This window comes from Streptomyces sp. NPDC044044 (assembly GCF_056434405.1).
Genome location: NZ_JBWKFG010000002.1, coordinates 25,144 through 41,373, shown reverse-complemented (window position 1 = coordinate 41,373; position 16,230 = coordinate 25,144). Strand labels below are relative to the sequence as shown.

Annotated in this window: 11 protein-coding genes; 7 read left to right on the top strand and 4 right to left on the bottom strand. The window is 72.4% G+C overall.

From position 1 onward, the window contains the following. Position 1: 1 nt before the first annotated feature. A complete protein-coding gene (locus AC07AG_RS05990) occupies positions 2-2,134 on the top strand; it encodes a hypothetical protein (protein ID WP_478752315.1) in 2,133 nt (710 codons plus the stop codon). A gap of 50 nt (positions 2,135-2,184) precedes the next feature. Here AC07AG_RS05990 and AC07AG_RS05985 read toward each other — a convergent pair whose 3' ends face one another. The 4 genes from AC07AG_RS05985 to AC07AG_RS05970 form a co-directional block, all read right to left on the bottom strand. Continuing rightward, entirely contained in the window at positions 2,185-3,543 is a 1,359-nt protein-coding gene (locus AC07AG_RS05985) for a protein kinase domain-containing protein (protein ID WP_478752313.1), read from the bottom strand. After that, positions 3,537-4,493, bottom strand: a complete 957-nt coding sequence (locus tag AC07AG_RS05980; RefSeq protein ID WP_478752311.1) for a PP2C family serine/threonine-protein phosphatase — start codon at positions 4,491-4,493, stop codon at positions 3,537-3,539. Before AC07AG_RS05980 ends, AC07AG_RS05985 begins: the two co-directional genes overlap by 7 nt. Next, positions 4,490-5,149 carry a vWA domain-containing protein gene (locus tag AC07AG_RS05975; RefSeq protein ID WP_249592785.1) on the bottom strand — a complete coding sequence of 220 codons (660 nt, stop codon included), beginning with the start codon at positions 5,147-5,149 and terminating at the stop codon, positions 4,490-4,492. The genes AC07AG_RS05980 and AC07AG_RS05975 overlap by 4 nt, the downstream gene beginning before the upstream one ends. A 230-nt stretch (positions 5,150-5,379) precedes the next feature. Further along, the gene (locus AC07AG_RS05970; RefSeq protein ID WP_478752309.1) at positions 5,380-7,728 is read right to left on the bottom strand and encodes a GTPase-associated protein 1-related protein; all 2,349 of its coding nucleotides are present in this window, start codon (positions 7,726-7,728) and stop codon (positions 5,380-5,382) included. A gap of 212 nt (positions 7,729-7,940) precedes the next feature. Between AC07AG_RS05970 and AC07AG_RS05965 the strand changes: the two genes are divergently transcribed. The 6 genes from AC07AG_RS05965 (at position 7,941) to AC07AG_RS05940 (ending at position 16,193) form a co-directional block, all read left to right on the top strand. Beyond that, entirely contained in the window at positions 7,941-8,729 is a 789-nt protein-coding gene (locus tag AC07AG_RS05965; protein ID WP_478752307.1) for an alpha/beta fold hydrolase, read from the top strand. A 169-nt stretch (positions 8,730-8,898) separates the two neighbouring features. Then, complete coding sequence (locus tag AC07AG_RS05960) at positions 8,899-10,146, top strand: cytochrome P450 (RefSeq protein ID WP_478753893.1); 1,248 nt, start codon at positions 8,899-8,901, stop codon at positions 10,144-10,146. 87 nt (positions 10,147-10,233) lie between these two features. Then, a complete protein-coding gene (locus AC07AG_RS05955) occupies positions 10,234-11,508 on the top strand; it encodes a DUF1266 domain-containing protein (protein ID WP_478752305.1) in 1,275 nt (424 codons plus the stop codon). 155 nt (positions 11,509-11,663) lie between these two features. Then, positions 11,664-12,680 carry a LacI family DNA-binding transcriptional regulator gene (locus AC07AG_RS05950; RefSeq protein WP_478752303.1) on the top strand — a complete coding sequence of 339 codons (1,017 nt, stop codon included), beginning with the start codon at positions 11,664-11,666 and terminating at the stop codon, positions 12,678-12,680. Further along, positions 12,677-14,257 carry a sugar ABC transporter ATP-binding protein gene (locus tag AC07AG_RS05945; protein ID WP_478752301.1) on the top strand — a complete coding sequence of 527 codons (1,581 nt, stop codon included), beginning with the start codon at positions 12,677-12,679 and terminating at the stop codon, positions 14,255-14,257. Before AC07AG_RS05950 ends, AC07AG_RS05945 begins: the two co-directional genes overlap by 4 nt. Continuing rightward, entirely contained in the window at positions 14,247-16,193 is a 1,947-nt protein-coding gene (locus AC07AG_RS05940) for an ABC transporter permease/substrate-binding protein (protein ID WP_478752299.1), read from the top strand. The genes AC07AG_RS05945 and AC07AG_RS05940 overlap by 11 nt, the downstream gene beginning before the upstream one ends. The last annotated feature ends 37 nt before the right edge of the window (positions 16,194-16,230 follow it).

Below are 16,230 nucleotides of genomic sequence, written 5' to 3'. Positions count from 1 at the left end.
CATGACGGACTGGCACCCGGGCGAGCGCCCGCCGGACGACGCGGCTGGCCTGCCCCTGCCCGTGCTGCCCGCCACCCCGGCGATGAGCGGCTATCAGGCGCTGCGCGACGTCCTGCAGAAACTGAGCTTCCGTCATGCGGCCGACGCCCTCCGTGCTCCCGCGCCCCCGCAGTCGACGCAGGCCCTGTTCGGGACCCTGCCGAAGGCGGCGGCCGACGACGGGTTCCGCATCCTGGACGGCCTGTGGCTACCCGCCCGCGGCGGCCTGTGGCAGCGGGCCGACCGGGCGTACGTCCAGGACTGCGGCGCCCGGTGGACCGCCTCCAGCCATCCGCGCGCCATGGACGCGGCCGCCGTCCTGACCGTCCTGGAATCCGTCCTGCTCGAAGACCCGATGGGCCTGCGCCGCATCGTGCTGTGGGAACTGTGCTGCCGCCTCAGCGACGGCGCCGCGGAGCGGGGGGCCAAGGACGGGCGCGGGTCCAAGGACGGGCGCGGGGCCAAGGCCGTCTACACGCCGCCTTCCGCCGCGCACGCCGTGGCCCTCGGTGTCCACCGCAGCGAGGCCGACCTGCTCGTGGCCGCCATCACCGCCGTCCGCTTCCCCGCGGCCGGTGCCGCACGGCACGCCGCCGAGACCCTCCACGACATCTGGCCGGGCACGCGGCTGCGCGAGGCCGAACAGCTCGCGCGGCTGATCCCCCCGGCGCCCACGGATCACGTACTTGCCACGGTGCTCGGCACGCTCCACGCCCGGTCCGCCGCTGTACGTCAACTGACGCTCAGGGCAGAGCAGTTGACGGAACGGGGCGACCTCCGTGCCGCGGCGGCCGCCTGGCTCGGCGCGCTGCGGCAGGCCCGCGACGACGTGGACGCGCAGGCGGGCCTCCTGCGCGTGGCCGCGCTCCTGGCCGACGACCCCCGCGCCACCGAGGAGTCGGAGGTGACGGCCGTCGTCGAGGACCGGACCGTACGGCTGTCCTGGCACGCCCCGAGCCATGGCCGGGACACGGTGTCGTACCGCGTGCTGCGCTACCTCGAAGGCGCGCCCGAGCTCGCCGTCGAGGTGTCGGCGGGCAGCGCCGCCCGCACGGCCGTCGACCTCGATGCCCCCACCGGACGCCCGCTGCGCTACGCCGTGTTCCCGGTGCGCGGCGACCGCATCGCAGGGGTGCCGCGCGTCACCCGGCAGGTGCTGCTCACCCCGGACGTCTCGGAGCTGCGCGCCGAAGCGGTGCCGGACGGCGTGCGGCTGCGGTGGCGGCCCGACCCCTCGGTCCTTGAGATCCGTGTCGTGCGCACGGCCGACGGCGAGGACGGCCCCGGGCAGCGGGTGTTCTGCGAGCACGACCAGCTCCTGGACGCGCCGCTCGCCGTCGGCCTGTACGTCTACGAGGTCCAGTGCTGCTACTCGGGGCCCGCCGGTCGCCTGGTCCAGTCACCGGGGCGCACCATCACCGCCCGCGTCGACCGCTGGCCATCGCCGGTGGAGGAGCTCAGTGTGCGGCGCCTCGACGACGGCCGTGTCCGCGTCGCGTGGCGGCCGCCGTCGCGCGGTGAGGGCCACTTGGTGCCGTGGTTCGCGCACCCTGTGCCGCCGGGCGCGGACGTGTCCGAGCACGTCGGCAGGCTGGCACCGCCCGACGGCGCGCCGCCGACCTCCGTCGACGTGCTGCCGCCGCCCCGTGAGCGGCTGCGGATGACGGCCGTGAGCGTGCTCGGCGACCGCGCCGTCTCGGGGCCGAACGTAGTCGTCGAACACCAGGGGGAGGTACGGGACCTGGAGGTGCGCCGGGTGGCCGCCGACCGCGCGGAGCTGCGGTTCGCGTGGCCCGAGCCCGCCGTGCTCACGCTCATCTCCTGGGAGGACGGCGCGCGGGGCGGTGAGCGGCGCGTGGCGCGCAGCCAGCATGTCTCCGGCCAGGCCGTGGCGCTCCAGGTCTCCCCGGCGGAGTGCCGGTTCACCGTGACCGCGTTGCCGCGGCCGGATGCCGTGGCCATCGGGGTGCCGTCGGCGCGGGCCGTGCTGCCCGCCGAGCCGCCACCGGCCCCGGCGGTCCCGCCGGTGGCCTCCCCCTGGTGGCGGACGTGGTGGCAGCGGTGGCGCTCGAAGCGGACGCCCGCCCCCTTCTAGTCCCGCGCCTCCGCCGCACCCTTCGAGCCCCGCACCTCCGCCCCACCGTTCTAGTCCCGCACCTCCGCCTCCGCCCCACCCCCGAATTCCAGGAGCAGACCCGCCCGCAGCGCGATCGTGCGCCCCGGCTCCACGTCCCGCACGGTCCCGTCGTCCTTCCGCGCGGTCCACACGTCCTTGGTGTGGTTGGTGAGCCCGAACCTGCCCCGGTTCTGGGGGTGTTCGGTCACCTCGCCGACGACGGCCCGGAAGTCGTGCCGGTCGGGGTACTCGACCAGGTGATGGGCGTAGACCCGCGCGCTCGGGGCGAGCCTGATGCCGCGCCGGGTGCGTGACGTCCCGGTGCCGGTGACCAGTTCGAGCCGCGGCGGAAGCACCAGCGTACGGCCGCATTTCCAGCATTCGGGGGCGGCGCCGTCCGGCTGCGTGAGGTTCTGTTTGCCGCAGGAACCGCACTGGGTGATCGCGTCGAGGACCTGGCTCAGGGCGTCGCACCACTGTGACTCGCGCACCCGCTTGACCGGGGTCCGTACCCCCTCCGTGAAGGTACGGACGAACAGGTCGCGCAGGATCGGCGGCAGCGCGCCCCAGGTGGCCACCACGGTCGGCTGCTCGCCGGGCACGGGGCGGTTGCGGGCGTCGGACGGGTCGTAGATGAACACCGGGTCGGTGCCGTACAGACGCCGCTTGGCCGCCTCGTCCATGCAGCGGATCTGCAGGGCCTGCGCGCCGTTGAACGGGTGGTCGTTCATGAGGAGCAGGAAGAGCAGCACCGCGAGCGAGTGCAGGTCGGTCTGCGTGCCGGGCTGGGCCCCCTTGTCCCGGCGGACCAGCTCGGGCGCCATGAAGTCCATGGTCCCGGCGACGGCGGCGGACTCGCCCTCCACCACCGCGTTGTCGTTGTCGCACACCAGGACGTCCCCGGTGCGCGGATCGAAGAAGATGTTGCCCCAGTTGATGTCGCGGTAGGCGATGCCCCTTGAGTGCAGCGACCGGTACGCCTCGACGGTGTGCAGTGCCACGGTGACCAGCGTGCGCATCGTCGCGGCGGACACCGAGGGGTCGCGGCGGAACAGCGCGGGCAGGTCCTGGAAGCGTCCGGGGCGTACGTCCATCAGATAGCCGAAGCCCGGCGCACCGCTCTTGGGGCCCTCCGGGTCGAGGACTATGGCGGTGGGCCACAGGAAGCGGTCGTCGCTCCAGCCCCGGGCGATGAGCCCTTCGAGGATCTGGCGCTGGCGGGCGTCGGCCAGCTGCGGGTAGTACCACTTCAGCGCGCGATCGCCCTGCGGCGTCGTCACGCGGTAGACCTCGCCCTGGCCGCCGGAGCCGAAGAGCTCGGCGACCGTGACCTTCTCCCCCGACTCGGCCACCAGGGTCTTTCCGGCGGCGAGCATGCCGTTCACCATGCGGTTCCTTTCTCGGCTTCCTGTTCGGCTGTGCGATGGGCTGAGCGATCGCCTGAGCGATGGGCTGTGCGATCGGCTGAGCTCTCGGGCCCAGCGGGTGCCGTGGCCGCGAGAGCGCCCACGAACGTCGTGTCGTCACCGGAGTACTTGGCGGCGCGCTCCAGCCAGTCCGCGAGCTGTGCCTGCACCGCGGGTACACCCTGACCCGCGGCGCGCTCGGTGACGCCGGTGGCGAAGTCCAGGAACCCCTGGTGGTCGGCGAAGCTCTTGGAGAGCCCGTCGGTGGAGATGAGCACGGCCGGCGGCGGGCCCGTGGTGAAGGGCTGCCAGTGCGACCGCATCTTGCGCCATGGCTCCGGCTCGCACAGCGAGTCCGTCTCGTCGCCCATGTCGGGCCCCGTCGACAGCGGTGTGCGCGGGGTGCCGTCCGCGTCGACGAGGACGATGTCACCGTCGCCCAACTGCCAGCAGAAGAGCATGCGTTCGGTGATGACGGCACCGATGAGGGTGCTGCCGTACACGGCGAGGTCGGGCGCACCGCCGGCCGAGCCCGGCAGCCGGAGGCCACCGTGCGCCGGGGAGTTCCAGTCGTGCAGCAGCGCGCGCTCGCGCCAGCGGTGCGCCACCTGCTGCGGCAGGCTGCGCGCCTCGGCGCGCAGACCGGCCCAGCCCGTCGCGTCGTCGCCGACGCGCACCACTTCCCGCGCGAAGCCCTCCGCGCACGCGGTGAACTCCTCGACGGCCCACCAGGAGCCGAGGTCGCTGCGGAAGTGCGCGGCGGAACCGTGCCCGTCGGCCACCGTGAGCACCGCGGCGCGCCCCTGGGCCACGGAGAGGGTGCCGCAGCTGTCCTGGCTGTACTTCTTGCCGACTCCCTTGACGGTGGCGCCGAGGATGGCCAGGCCGCCGGTCGTGGCCTGTGTCCGTGCCGGTGTCGATGGCCCGCTCACCAGATGTCGTCTTCGTCGTCCTTGGTCAGCGGCGCGGGTCCGAGCGGGGACGCGGGCCTGGCGTCCTCGACCTTCGGCGTCGACGCGTCCTTCACGACGGCCGTCGACATCCAGCGGATGGCCGCGGCGAGCTGGCGGGGGTTCTTGGCCTGCAGGGGCTCGAGCTCCGGGTTGGCGAGGAACTCCTTGAGCATGCTCTTGTCCGCGTCGTCCCCGATGGCCACGGCGACCCGCACGGCACGCTTGCCCCACGGCGTCGCGTCGATCTCGCGCAGGCCCGCGCGCCAGTCGTCGGTGGGCTGCCCGTCGGAGGCGAGAGCGAGCACCGGGGGCAGCGCGCGCTGCGGCATCGGCGGCGTCTGCAGCGCACCCGCGGCGAGCTTGAACGCCGCGCCCATGTCGGTGCCGCCGTACGTGTGCACGTCCTCCCAGGCGAAGCGGTCCACCGGAGTGGGCTCACTGACGTGCCAACTGGCGCCGCTGGCAAAGGAGATGGCACGTACGAGCAGGGATGCGGCCGGGTTGGACTCGGCGGCCTGCTGCATCTCGGGAATGGCCTCGCGGATGGCGAAGTTCAGTTCGCCGATCTTGCCGTTCACGCCCATGGAGCCCGAGCAGTCGAGCATCCAGATGAAGTGGACTGGGCGGTTCGCCATGCTGCCGCCGGGGAAGTTGTCGGCGGCAGCATGGGTCTCGACGGTCACGCTGGTTCCGCTGGTGTCGCTGGTGTTCCTCACGCTGGTCCTCTCGCGCGTCTGTGGATCGGGAAGATCGGTGGATCGGGAAGATCGGTGGCTCAGGAGATCAGTGGGGCGGGAGATCGGTGGATCGGGAGGTCGATGGCTCGGCGGGGCGGTGGCCCAGGCGTGCGGTCCGGGCCGCCGGGTCAACGGCAGCGCTCAGGGCCGGGGCCAGGGCCGTGGTCAGGGCCGTGGCCAGGAGCGGAGCCCGGTCTTGGTGGCCGGGGCCCCTGCGCCCCGGCGAGCCGGCTGCGCCAGGCGTTCCATTCCTGGACCCTCTGCCCCCCGCGCGGCTGCCGGGCGATCTCCGTGGCGACCTCGCCGAGCGTCCAGGTGTCCAGGTGCGGCACCACGGGGGCGAGGACACGGGTGAGCAGCTCGTCGGCGACCCGCTGCCACGCCTCCGTGATCGGGTGCCCGTGGCGGGGGCTCCAGATGTAGTGGAGCGCGGCGATGTCGGCGGGGCGGGACGGCAGTTCGCGGATCCTCCCCTCGCGTGCGCCTTCGTCCAGGAAGATCTCGCGGTAGGGCCGCAGGACGTCGTCACCCGTGGTCATCAGGAAGTCCAGGGTCGGACGGTGGCACAACTCGACGGGGGCCGCCAGGGCGAACCCCCGGCCCACCCAGGCACCGGTCCCCTCCCGCAGGACGGCACCGAGCGGGGAGGCCTTCCCGGACTGGACGCGCAGGCGCTCGACGGCGGCGCGCAGGGGCAGGTGCCCCTCGGCGAACTCGTACGAGGTCATGAGCAGGTCGGCCGTGACGCGCTGGAGCGTGGTCAGCTGCCCCGTCGCCCGCAGCTCCCGGGCGAACTCGACGAGCTCGCGGTCGACCCGCTCCGGCGATCTGAGCAGAACGGCGAGCGGGACCGCGAATCCCGCGTCGACGAGCAGCCGCGTCGAGCAGGTGCGGGCGAGCTCCGCCAGGTCGGTGAGGTCGGGCTGCTTGCCGCCCCACACGATCCGCCACAGCCGCTGCAGCGTCACGGGATCGGCCGCCTCGCGGCCCGGCACCAGCTCCGCGAGCGCGGCGAAGAGCCGGGCACCCCGCAGACAGTGCGGCTGCCGCTGGAAGCGGGCACCGGCTTCGGCGAGCCGGAGCACGAGCGGCGCCTCGCCTGCCTCGACGCGCCGCCGGAGCCACTCCCCCTGGGGCGAGTTGGCGAAGTCACGGAGCTTGCCCAGCTTGCCCTCGGTGAGTCCCCCGCCGAGCAGGCTCAGGACCTGCCGGTTCAGCCCCGTGTGGCCCAGAGCCTCCAGGACCTCGACGGACTCCGCGCAGGCGCGCCGCCCGGGGTTGAGCAGCGCGTTGGCGAGCCGTTCCGTCGCCTTGCCCAGGCCACGCCCGGGTTCCGCGCCCAGGGCGAGCACCAGCCGCAGCGGTTCGGTCCAGGCGCCGATGGGCTCATGGAGGCTGCGCCGCAGGACGTCGTCCGCGCGGCTGCCGAAGTCCCCGCGCAGCCGCTGCCAGGCGTCGGCGCCCAGCGGGAGCCGCTCGCACGCGGCGAGGTCGGGCAGCGTGCCCTGCTGCTCGGCCACCGCCACGTAGTGCCGGACCAGGGCGAGGGCCAGCGGTTCGGCCGCCTCGGGGTCGTCGGCCCCGAGCGCACGGCAGAGTCCGTACAGCTCGTCGACGAGGGGACTGCCCGCGCCCTCCTTCGCCACGGACCGGGCATGGGCGCGCACGACGTCCCGGCGGGTGTCGTCCGACAGGGCCGCCAACTGCCGCATGTCGAGGGTCGGACGGGTGAGCGCGAACGGGTCGTCGCCGTCGCTCGGCGGCTCGGGCGGTGTCCCCTCGATCCACTGCCGGGCGGTCACCTCGGCCCATGGGTCGGGAATCGGGGTGCTCCCCTGGCCGCCGAGCCCGTCGTGCACGCGGTAGAAGTGATCGAGCGTGGGCCCGTCGAACCGGTCGAAGTCCGCGTCGGGCCCGATGCCGAGGATCTGCTGCGGCGCTCTGCGCGGCTGCGCGGTCCGCGTGCTGAACGTGAGCGATGCGGCGTACGCGTCGGGCAGCGAGGCACAGGCGAGGGCGACCCAGCAGGCCACGGTCTCCGGGGCGGACTCGGCGACGACGATCTGCCGCCCGGCCCGCTCGTCGAACAGACGGCGTACGTCGGCGAGGAAGGGTTCGACGCGGGGAGCGTGCGCGCGGGCGAAGACGATCAGCCCTTCAGGGGCGACATCACCCAGGGTCAGGGACAGGGGCAGTTCACCGGTGCCGTCCGCGTACGCCACCTCGACGCGGCGCTCGGCGGGCTCGCTTCCGGGTGGCCCGGCGACGGTGTGGCACAGGAGTCCCGCGCCGTCCGGAAGTCTGCTGCGGCTGAGACCTTGACGGTGTCCGACGGCCTGCACGAGCGCCGTCAACTCCGGTGATTCGAGCGTCTGTTCCTTCTCCTGATCCTGCGGTCCCGCCGGTGCGGGGATCAGACGGACGGCTCCGGTGTCCGGCTCCTCGTCGAGCCGGTAGCTGAGTCGGCGGATGGCCATGCCACATTCTGACCAACCGCATGCCCCGATCGCAGGCCGTCCGCCAAGTTTCCCCTCTTCACGGGGATTCACCCGGCTCCCCCGCGCCCCGCACGCGGTTGACGCCGGCCGACGCCGTGCGCTCTTGCGGTACGGGGGCGTTGGGGCCACGGTGGTGCGCGGGCCGCCACCGAACGGCCCGTCTCCTGACGCTGACCCTGATCGGAGTCGACGTGGCCTCCTTCGCGCTTCCCCATGTCCTGCTGGGCGACGGCCCGCACAAGGTGATCGCCGTGCACGGCTGGCTTGCCGACCGCTCGGCGTACGCGCCGGTGCTCGCGGACCTCGACCTCGCCTCGTTCCAGTACGCGGTGCCCGACCTGCGCGGGTACGGGGAGGCCAAGGACGCGAGCGGCGCGTACACGGCCTCCGAGGGCGCCGCCGATGTCGTCGCCCTGGCCGATCGCCTCGGCTGGGACCGGTTCTCGCTGATCGGCCACTCGATGGGCGCGAGCGTCGCCCAGCGGGTCCTCGCGATCGCCCCGCACCGGATCCGCAGGCTGGTCGGTGTCTCCCCCGTGCCCGCGTCCGGCCTCGACCTGCCGCCCGAGCAGTGGGAGCTGTTCTCCGAGGCGGACCGGCTGCCGGAGAACCGCCGCGCGATCATCGACATCACCACCGGCGGGGTACGGCCCGGGGCCTGGCTCGACCGCATGGTGGCGCGCTCCCTGGCCGTCAGCGACGCCAAGGCCTTCCGCGGCTGGCTCGACTCCTGGGCGCGCGAGGACTTCCACGACCGGATCGAGGGCTCGACCGTGCCCGCGCTCGCGGTGGTCGGGGCACTCGACCCCGCGCTCGGGGCGGATCTGATGCGCCGGACGTGGCTGCGCTGGTACGCACGCGCCGAACTCACCGAACTCGCCGAGTCGGGCCACTACGCGATGGACGAGACGCCGCTCGCCCTCATCCGCGCGGTGGAGGACTTCCTGCGGGCGGACGGCGGGGACAGCGGCGCGTCATGAAGGCGGGCATGCCTCATGAACGTGGGCAGGAACGTGGGCAGGAATGCGGGCAGGAATGCGGGCAGGAACGCGGGCATGTACCCGGAGGTGTCTCGTGAGCCGGCCGCCGGAGGGAAGGAGCGGGCCGGTCACCTCGTCCCGGGGCAGTGAAACCGCAGCGGTCCCCGACGTGTTCGACCCGCGGCAGTACGCGGCCGGGGTCCCGCACGACCGCTACCGCCTGCTCCGAGACCTGCACCCCGTCGCCTGGCAGGAGGAGCCACAGGTGCTCGACTGGCCGTCAGGACCGGGCTTCTGGGCGGTCACACGGCACGCGGACGTCGTCCGTGTCCTGAGGGACTCCACCACGTACTCCTCGCACCTGGGCGCCACGCAGATCCGCGATCCCGACCCGGACGACCTGCCGTTCATCCGCCGCATGATGCTCAACCAGGACCGCCCCGACCACGGCAGGCTGCGGCGCCTGGTCAGCCGCGCCTTCACGCCGAGGCGCGTGGAACGCTTCGCGTCCCTGGCCCGCGACCGGGCCCGCACCCTGCTCGCCACGGCGGCGGACCGGGCCCGCGACGCCGACGGCGCCTGCGATCTCGTCACCGCCGTCACCGACGACTACGCACTGCTCAATCTCGCCGATCTCCTCGGCGTCCCCGAGAGCGACCGCGGCCTGCTCCTGCACTGGACGCAGCGCGTCATCGGCTACCAGGACCCCGACGAGGCGGGTGAGTCGGTCCGTGGCCCTGACGGCAGGCCGGTCGATCCGCGCTCGCCCTCGATGCTGCGCGACATGTTCGCCTACGCCCACGACCTGGCGGCGCACAAGCGCCGCCGGCCCGCCGACGACATCATGACCACCCTCGCGACGGACCCCGAACTGACGGACCCCGAGCTGGAGATGTTCTTCTTCCTGCTCACCGTCGCGGGCAACGACACCGTGCGTAGCGCGGCACCCGGCGGCCTGCTCGCGTTCGCCGAGCACCCGGAGGCGTACCGCCGCTTCCACGCGGGCGACGTCCCGGTCGCCACGACCGTGGACGAACTCCTGCGCCATCACCCGCCCGTCCTCACGTTCCGCCGCACGGCCGCCCAGGACACCACCCTGGCGGGCCGGGCCATCAGCGCAGGGGACAAGGTGGTCGTCCTCCACGCCTCCGCCAACCACGACGAACGCGTCTTCACGGACCCCCACCGCCTGGACCTGTCCCGCTCCCCGAATCCCCATGTCTCCTTCGGCGACGGCCCGCACGTCTGCCTGGGCGCGCACTTCGCCCGTCTCCAACTCGGTGTTCTGTACGAGGAGTTCAGCGCCGCACAGCCCACGCCTCCCCAACTGGCGGGCCCTCCGCGGCGCCTGGTCTCCAACTTCATCAACGGCCTGAAGTCGGTGCCGGTGCGGCTGCAGCCGCAGGCGCGCAAGTAGCCCCGCGGAGCCATCGGATACGGTTCAAGATCCGCCCCGATGCCCTCCGCGCGCACCCGCGCGCGCCACCCACGACGGAGACCCCGCATGCACGGCGCAGCCGCCCCCGCAGCCGAGGACGAGTACCACGACGACGTCTTCCCGAACGTCGACGCCCCCGACGACGGCACTCCCTGGCAGGCGCCCGCCGACCTCGAGGAGCACCTGTACGAACTGTGCGAGGCCGACGACGGGTACACGTATCTGCGGGCGATAGCCATCACCGGCCTGTACCGCCCGGTGTCGGTGGCCGACATCGAGCCGGGCGCGACCGACCGCCCGGTCCTCACCGTCGACCTCCCCGACGGCCGCCGCATCGCGCAGATGTACACCGTCGGGCTGCTCCCCCGTCCGCACCCCGAGGTGGTGTACGAGTTCGTCACGCTCGGCACGCTCGCCGCCGAACTGCCGGACGACATCGACATCTTGGTGGTCAACGCGGCCACACCCTGCCAGCAGTTCTACCTGACGACGGAGGAGGAGCGGGACGTCTGGGCGGACCTGCACGCGGACCACTACGTCGACGGCCGCCTGCACGACCGCATCGACACCCGCCGCACCGGCGCCCCCGAGTCGCCGGTCCTCCTGCACGGCCTGGCCTGCGGCGCCCATCTCTGCTTCGCCAACGGCGACGCCTGGAACACCCTCGACTGGCACGGCGCGGGCCACAACTCCGAGGTCGAGCGCCTGGCGGAGTGGTGGGGCGTGCACAGCCGCGAGGACTGGCTCGGTACGCAGGAGCGGCTCCTGAGCCGTGAAGTCAGCCCGTGGTACTGGGACTTCGTGCTCGGCGCCCGCACGTCGCTGATCGAGCAGTTCGGCCCGCGCGTCGATCCCGAGCTGTGGCGCCAGTGCGTGGAGGTGACGATCCGTAACCGCATGGCCGAGAGCGGCGGGCCCGAATCGCCGCACAAGCCGGGCGACGACCCCGACCTGGACGACTTCGTCGCGGCCCTGCGCGGTCTCGTCGGGAAGATCATCCGTTACGAGTCCCGGTTCCGCGCCGACGGCCTCCTGCCGCCCGACGGCCACGTCCGCACGGTCGCGGCCTGGGACATCGGCCGCGCGTCGAAGATGGCCCGCTGGGGCCGGGGCGCGCGGTACGCCTCCCACGCGGAGCTGGAGACGGCGATCGAGCGCGTGAGCGGCGAGGCACGGTCGGCGTACACGTCGTGGGAGGAGTTCTCCGCGGGCTACGTCCTGGGCCGCTGCCTCCACTTCGACGAGGAGCAGTTCGGCGACTGGTACACGACGGTGCTCCAGGCCCATCGCGAGCTGGTCTCGGATCCGGACAGCCCGTGGCTGACGGTGCCCTTCGCGTGATCCGGTGACGCCCCGCCGCCGGAGGTGACCACTCCGCTCACCTGAGCACCCCGGATCACAATCCGGTCTCACTGCCCCTCCAGGGTCTTGCCACCCACCCGTGTAATCGATTCCAATCCTCCGTGTAATCGATTCCACAAGGAGGTGGACCGGCGATGGCGAGCATCAAGGACGTCGCAGCCGAGGCAGGCGTATCCGTCGCCACGGTCTCGCGCGTCCTGAACGATCACCCCTCGGTCAGCCCGGCCGCACGGGCCCGCGTCCTCGCCGCGACGGAGCGCCTCGGCTACCGTCCGAACGCCGTCGCCCGCTCGCTGCGCACCGCCCAGACCCGCACGCTCGGCCTGGTCATCAGCGACGTGCTGAACCCGTACTTCACGGCCCTCGCCCGCTCCGTCGAGGAGGCGGCCCGCGTACTCGGCTACAGCGTGATCATCGGCAACGCCGACGAGCGGCCCGAGCTCCAGGACCACCACGTGCGCACGCTCCTCGACCGCCGGATCGACGGGCTCCTGGTCTCCCCCACCGACGGCGGCTCCCCGCTGATGCTCGACACCGCGCGCTCCAGCACCCCGATGGTCTTCGTGGACCGCTGGATCCCGGGCGTGGACGTCCCCGTCGTCCGTGCCGACGGCCGCGCGGCCGTCCGTGACCTGGTCGCCCACCTGCACGGCATCGGCCACCGCAGGCTCGCGATCATCGCCGGGCCCGCCGCCACCACCACGGGCAGCGAGCGCGTCGAGGCCTTCCGCGAGGCGCTCGGCGCGTACGGGCTCCCGCTGCCCGACGACCACATCGGGCAGGGCGACTTCCAGGCCGACAGCGGGCGCCGGGCCACCGAGCGGTTCCTTTCACTGCCCGAGCCGCCCCACGTCATCTTCGCCGCGGACAACCTGATGGCGCTCGGCGCGCTCGACGCGATCCGCGCGCGCGGCCTGCGCGTCCCGCACGACATCGGGCTCGCCGCCTTCGACGACATCCCGTGGTTCGTGCACACCGATCCGCCGATCACCGCCATCGCGCAGCCGACCGGTGACCTGGGCCGGGCCGCCGTGCAGGCCCTGGTCGACCGGATCGAGGGCAGACGCCCCCGGTCCGTCACCCTGCCCGCACGTCTCGTCGTACGCCGCTCCTGCGGCGAGTCCCCCACCGACCAGAGGAGCACCACGTGAGCAACCAGGACGAGTTGCCGCGCGCCACAGAGCACGACGCGGCCGAACTGCTGCGGATCGAAGGCATTCGCAAGACCTTCCCCGGTGTCGTCGCGCTCGACTCCGTGGACTTCGACCTCCGCCGTGGCGAGGTGCACGTCCTGCTCGGCGAGAACGGCGCGGGCAAGAGCACGCTCATCAAGATGCTCTCCGGCGCCTACCGCCCCGACAGCGGCCGCATCCTCGTGGACGGCAAGGAAGCCCGCATCCACGGGGCGCAGGACGCCGAACGGCTCGGCATCGCCACGATCTACCAGGAGTTCAACCTCGTACCCGACCTCACCGTCGCCGAGAACATCTTCCTGGGCCGCCAGCCGCGCCGCTTCGGGATGATCGACCGGAAGGCGATGGAGGAGGCCGCCGAGAAGCTCCTGAAGCGGGTCGGCGTCCAGGTGTCGCCGCGCGCCAAGGTGCGCGAACTGGGCATCGCCCGGCTCCAGATGGTGGAGATCGCCAAGGCGCTCAGCCTGGAGGCCCGCGTCCTGATCATGGACGAGCCAACGGCCGTCCTGACGAGCGAGGAGGTCGACAAACTCTTCGCGATCGTGCGGCAGTTGCGCGCCGACGGCGTCGGTGTCGTCTTCATCACCCACCACCTGGAGGAGATCGCCGCACTCGGCGACCGCGTCACCGTCCTGCGCGACGGCCGCAGCGTCGACCAGGTGCCCGCGTCGACCCCGGAGGACGAACTCGTCCGCCTGATGGTGGGCCGGAGCATCGAGCAGCAGTACCCGCGCGAACGCCCGGACACCGGGGGCGCGTTGCTCACCGTGCAGGGCCTGACCCGTGAGGGCGTCTTCCGTGACGTCAGCTTCGAGGTGCGGGCCGGTGAGGTCGTCGGCCTCGCGGGGCTCGTCGGCGCGGGACGGACCGAGGTGGCGCGCGCCGTCTTCGGCGCCGATCCGTACGACGCCGGCTCCGTCGACGTACGCGGTGAGCGGCTGCCCCGGCATGACGTGATCGCCGCGATGGGCGCGGGCATCGGCCTCGTACCGGAGGACCGCAAGGGCCAGGGGCTCCTGCTCGACGCCTCCGTGCAGGAGAACCTCGGTCTGGTGACGCTGCGTTCGGCGACCCGCTCCGGGCTCGTGGACCTCAAGGGTCAGCGCGTCGCGGCCGCAAGGATCGCCGAGCAGCTGGGCGTGCGGATGGCCGGGATCGGCCAGCACGTGCGCACCCTGTCCGGCGGCAACCAGCAGAAGGTCGTCATCGGCAAGTGGCTGCTCGCCGACACGAAGGTCCTGATCCTCGACGAGCCGACACGCGGCATCGACGTGGGCGCGAAGGTCGAGATCTACCAGCTCATCAACGAACTGACGGCCTCGGGCCACGCGGTCCTGATGATCTCCAGCGATCTGCCCGAGGTCCTCGGCATGAGCGACCGCGTGCTCGTCATGGCGCAGGGCCGCATCGCGGGCGAACTCGCGGCGGACGACGCGACACAGGACGCGGTGATGGCACTCGCCGTCAGCAGTACGGCAGTTCAGGCAGCAGTCGAGAACGGAACAACCGAAGGGGAGGCCTCCCGTGGCCACTGAAACGCTGAAGAGCAACGCGGGTGGCGCCACCGGTCTGCGCCGCGTCCTGCTCGACAATGGCGCGCTGAGCGCCCTGGTCGTCCTCCTGGTGGCGATGTCGCTGCTCTCCGGCGACTTCCTCACCACCCAGAACCTGCTCAATGTGGGCGTGCAGGCCGCCGTCACGGCGATCCTGGCGTTCGGCGTCACCTTCGTCATCGTCTCGGCGGGCATCGACCTGTCGGTCGGTTCGGTGGCCGCGCTGTCGGCCACCGTCCTTGCCTGGACGGCGACTTCACAGGGGTTGCCGGTCTGGCTCGCGATCGTCCTCGCCGTCGGCACCGGCATCGCGTGCGGATTCGTCAACGGCCTGCTCGTCTCGTACGGCAAACTCCCGCCGTTCATCGCGACGCTCGCGATGCTCTCGGTGGCCCGCGGCCTGTCCCTGGTCATCTCGCAGGGCAGCCCGATCCCGTTCCCCGACTCGGTCTCCAACCTCGGTGACACGATCGGCGGCTGGCTGCCGGTCCCCGTCATCGTGATGATCGCGATGGGTCTGATCACGGCCGTCATCCTGGCCCGTACGTACATCGGCCGCTCCATGTACGCGATCGGCGGCAACGAAGAGGCGGCCCGCCTCTCCGGCCTGCGCGTCAAGCGGCAGAAGCTCGTCATCTACGGCCTCTCCGGCCTCTTCGCCGCCGTCGCGGGCATCGTCCTCGCGTCCCGTCTGGTCTCCGCGCAGCCTCAGGCCGCGCAGGGTTACGAGCTGGACGCGATCGCCGCGGTCGTCATCGGCGGCGCGAGCCTGGCGGGCGGTGTCGGCAAGGCGTCGGGCACCCTGATCGGCGCGCTGATCCTCGCGGTCCTGCGCAACGGCCTCAACCTCCTTTCCGTGTCGGCCTTCTGGCAGCAGGTCGTGATCGGTGTCGTCATCGCGCTCGCCGTGCTCCTCGACACCCTGCGCCGCAAGGCGGGCGCGACTCCGGGCGCCTCGACCGGCGCCGCGGCCGGGGGCGGCAAGAAGGGGCCGCAGGTCCTGAAGCTCGGGATCGCCGCCGTGCTCGTGGCGGCCGTGGTCGGCGCCGTCTCCTTCTTCAACAACGGCTCCTCCGGTACGTCGACGAAGATCGGCATGTCGCTCTCCACCCTCAACAACCCCTTCTTCGTCCAGATGAAGGAGGGCGCGCAGGCGGAGGCCAAGAAGGCCGGCATCGACCTCACGGTCACGGACGCGCAGAACGACGCGTCGCAGCAGACCAACCAGCTGCAGAACTTCACCGGCGAAGGCATGAAGTCGATCATCGTCAACCCGGTCGACTCGGACGCGGTGGGCCCGGCCGTGCGCGGCGCCAACAAGGCCGACATCCCCGTGATCGCCGCCGACCGCGGCGTGAACAAGGCGAAGGCGGCGACGCTCGTCGCCTCCGACAACGTCGCGGGCGGCAAGCTGGCCGCGAAGACCCTCGCTCAGAAGCTGGGCGGCAAGGGCAGGATCGTCACCCTGCAGGGCGTCGCGGGCACGTCGGCGAGCCGCGAGCGCGGAAAGGGCTTCGCCGAGGGCATCAAGGAGTACCCCGGCATCAAGGTCGTCGCCTCCCAGCCCGCGGACTTCGACCGCACCAAGGGCCTGGACGTCATGACGAACCTGATCCAGTCCAACCCCGGCATCGACGGCGTCTTCGCCGAGAACGACGAGATGGCCCTCGGCGCCGCCAAGGCGCTCGGCGGCAAGGCGGGCAAGTCGGTCTCGGTGGTCGGCTTCGACGGAACTCCCGACGGCCTCAAGGCGGTCGAGGCGGGCACGCTGTACGCGTCCGTGGCGCAGCAGCCGAAGGAGCTGGGCAGGATCGCCGTGCAGAACGCGGTGAAGGCGGTGCGCGGCAAGGACGTCGATTCGATGGTGAAGGTCCCGGTGAAGGTGGTCACGAAGAAGAACGTGGCCGACTTCTCCTGACCCCGCCGCACGTCGCGTAACCCGCCATCACCGTCAC

Bases quoted from the DNA above. Each gene is read 5' to 3' on its own strand.
- AC07AG_RS05990 (WP_478752315.1), top strand. From the start codon at position 2: ATGACGGACTGGCACCCGGGCGAGCGCCCGCCGGACGACGCGGCTGGC.
- AC07AG_RS05985 (WP_478752313.1), bottom strand. From the start codon at position 3,543: ATGGTGAACGGCATGCTCGCCGCCGGAAAGACCCTGGTGGCCGAGTCG.
- AC07AG_RS05975 (WP_249592785.1), bottom strand. From the start codon at position 5,149: ATGGCGAACCGCCCAGTCCACTTCATCTGGATGCTCGACTGCTCGGGC.
- AC07AG_RS05970 (WP_478752309.1), bottom strand. From the start codon at position 7,728: ATGGCCATCCGCCGACTCAGCTACCGGCTCGACGAGGAGCCGGACACC.
- AC07AG_RS05955 (WP_478752305.1), top strand. From the start codon at position 10,234: ATGCACGGCGCAGCCGCCCCCGCAGCCGAGGACGAGTACCACGACGAC.
- AC07AG_RS05950 (WP_478752303.1), top strand. From the start codon at position 11,664: ATGGCGAGCATCAAGGACGTCGCAGCCGAGGCAGGCGTATCCGTCGCC.